General features: G+C 70.9%; 2 protein-coding genes. Both read right to left on the bottom strand.

From position 1 onward, the window contains the following. Positions 1-34: 34 nt before the first annotated feature. Positions 35-1,597, bottom strand: a complete 1,563-nt coding sequence (gene purH / locus GA0115259_RS37260; RefSeq protein WP_093604970.1) for a bifunctional phosphoribosylaminoimidazolecarboxamide formyltransferase/IMP cyclohydrolase — start codon at positions 1,595-1,597, stop codon at positions 35-37. Further along, on the bottom strand, positions 1,594-2,193 hold the full coding sequence (gene purN / locus GA0115259_RS37265) for a phosphoribosylglycinamide formyltransferase (protein WP_256098313.1): 600 nt from the start codon (positions 2,191-2,193) through the stop codon (positions 1,594-1,596). Before purN ends, purH begins: the two co-directional genes overlap by 4 nt. Positions 2,194-2,867 lie beyond the last annotated feature (674 nt).

The raw sequence follows: 2,867 nt of genomic DNA on the forward strand, positions 1-2,867 counted from the left end.
GCAGCCGGACTCACCGGAAGCCGGAACCCGGAACTCAGTGGAAGAAGTGGCGCGTCCCGGTGAAGTACATCGTCGCGCCGGCCTTCCGCGCCGCCTCGACGACCTGCTCGTCACGGACCGAACCGCCCGGCTGGACCACCGCCTTGACGCCCGCGGCCAGCAGGATCTCCAGCCCGTCGGGGAACGGGAAGAACGCGTCGGACGCCGCGTACGCGCCCTGCGCGCGCTCCTCGCCCGCGCGCTCCACCGCGAGCTTCGCGGAGTCGACGCGGTTGACCTGGCCCATGCCGACGCCCACCGACGCGCCGCCCTTGGCGAGCAGGATCGCGTTGGACTTGACCGCGCGGCACGCACGCCACGCGAAGGCCAGCTCCGTCAGCTCAGCCTCGGACAGCGCCTCGCCGCTCGCGAGCGTCCAGTTCGCCGGATCGTCGCCGTCGGCCTGGAGCCGGTCGGTGACCTGGAGCAGCGCACCGCCGTCGACCGGCTTGACCTCGACCGTCGCGGCCGGCGGCTCGGGACAGCGCAGCACCCGGATGTTCTTCTTGCGGGCGAGCACCTCGACCGCGCCGTCCTCGTAATCGGGCGCGACGATCACCTCGGTGAAGATCTCGGCGACCTGCTCGGCCATCGCGACGGAGACCGGACGGTTGACGGCGATCACACCGCCGAACGCGGACAGCGGGTCGCATTCATGCGCCTTGCGGTGCGCCTCGGCCACATCGGCGCCGACCGCGATCCCGCACGGATTGGCGTGCTTGATGATCGCGACACAGGGCTCGGCGTGGTCGTACGCGGCCCGGCGCGCGGCGTCCGTGTCCGTGTAGTTGTTGTACGACATCTCCTTGCCGTGCAGCTGCTCGGCCTCGGCGAGACCGCCCTCGCCGCTGGTGTAGAGCGCGGCGGGCTGGTGCGGATTCTCGCCGTAACGCAGCACGTTCTTACGGGTGTACGTGGCGCCCAGGAAGTCCGGGAAACCCGAGTCGTCGGCGGCGGCGTAGTCGTCCGCGAACCAGGAGGCCACGGCCACGTCGTACGCGGCGGTGTGCTGGAACGCCTCCGCCGCCAGCCGCTTGCGCGTCGTCAGATCGAATCCGCCGCTCCGTACGGCCCCGAGGACGTCCGGGTAGCGCTCCGGGCTGGTGACGACCGCGACCGACGGATGGTTCTTGGCGGCGGCGCGGACCATTGAGGGCCCGCCGATGTCGATCTGCTCGACACACTCGTCGGCGCCTGCGCCGGACGCGACCGTCTCACGGAACGGATAGAGGTTCACGACGACCAGATCGAACGGTTCGATGTCCAGCTCGGCGAGCTGCTCACGGTGCGAGTCGAGCCGGAGGTCGGCGAGGATCCCGGCGTGGACGCGCGGATGCAGCGTCTTGACGCGGCCGTCCAGACACTCCGGGAAGCCGGTCAGCTCCTCGACCTTGGTGACCGGTACTCCGGCCGCGGCGATCTTCGAGGCGGTGGAGCCCGTCGAGACCAGGGTGACGCCCGCCTCGTGCAGCCCGCGGGCCAGCTCCTCCAGGCCCGTCTTGTCGTAGACGCTGACCAGCGCCCTACGGATGGGGCGGTTCGTACCTTCGGCGGTCACTGGATCGTTACCTTTCGTCCCTCAATGCGATAGCCGTGCCGGGCCAGACGCCCCACGACCTCGACGAGCAGGCGTCGCTCGACTTCCTTGATGCGCTCATGGAGAGCGTCTTCCTCGTCCTCGTCCCGTACCTCGACCACGCCCTGCGCGATGATCGGGCCGGTGTCGACGCCGTCGTCGACGAAGTGGACGGTGCAGCCGGTGACCTTCGCGCCGTACGCGAGCGCGTCACGTACGCCATGGGCACCGGGAAAACTGGGCAGCAGGGCGGGATGCGTGTTGACGCACCGCCCGCCGAAGCGCGCGAGGAACTCCTTGCCCACGATCTTCATGAAGCCGGCCGAGACCACCAGATCCGGTGCGTACGCCGCGGTCGCCTCGGCCAGTGCCAGGTCCCACTCGTCACGTGTGCCGTAGTCCTTGACTCTGCGGACGAAGGTCGGCAGCCCGGCGCGCTCGGCCCGCGCCAGGCCCTCGATGGAGCTCCGGTCCGCGCCGACCGCGACGATCCGTGCCCCGAAGGCCGCCGGATCCTCGCCGATGGCATCGAGCAGGGCCTGGAGATTCGTGCCGGAACCGGAGACCAGCACCACCACACGGGCCGGACCGGCCGTGGCGGGCGGGAAGGCGACGGACGGTACGGGCGTGGAGGCGGGAGGCGGGGAGGCCACGGCGGGCGCCTTTCTGGGAGCGAGCACAGCCTCGCTGGGTCGTGCGGCGTCATGGGTCGGCTGTGTGGCCGGCGATGTGATGGGGGCGTAGGGCTTTGTGTGGTCCTACGAACGAATCACATTCCCCCATACGGGGAACTCTACGAAAGAGCCGACCGTCAGCAACGATACCGGCACACCGAGCGGCCCCCACGGGACGGGGGCGTGGCCGAGAGGTAGCGTCTGGGGACAGGGTTTCCGTCTCCGGGACGGGCCATACAAGACAAGACCCCCGCGCGCTGGGTCTGAGGGGAAGACGTTCACCAGATGCAGGACCGACGCCGCCGCACGGCACTCCACCTCCCGCCGCCCGCTGGGCCGGTGCTGCTGCCGCGGGAACGCCAGTCCTCTTCCACCGGTCCGTCGGGGACCACGGGCTCCTCCGGCGCCTCGGATTCGCCGGACTCCGACCCGGCCTCGGGCCCGGGTCCGGCCTCGGGGTCCGGCTCGGGCTCGGCGGGGTCCGGTGGGTCCTCCGGGTCCGCCGACGACAATCCTTTCGCTCCGCCGCCCGAGGGCAGGCCCGACCAGCCGTGGCGGCCTCGGCAGCCCGAAGGCGC

The organism is Streptomyces sp. MnatMP-M17 (assembly GCF_900091995.1).
Lineage (GTDB): Bacteria > Actinomycetota > Actinomycetes > Streptomycetales > Streptomycetaceae > Streptomyces.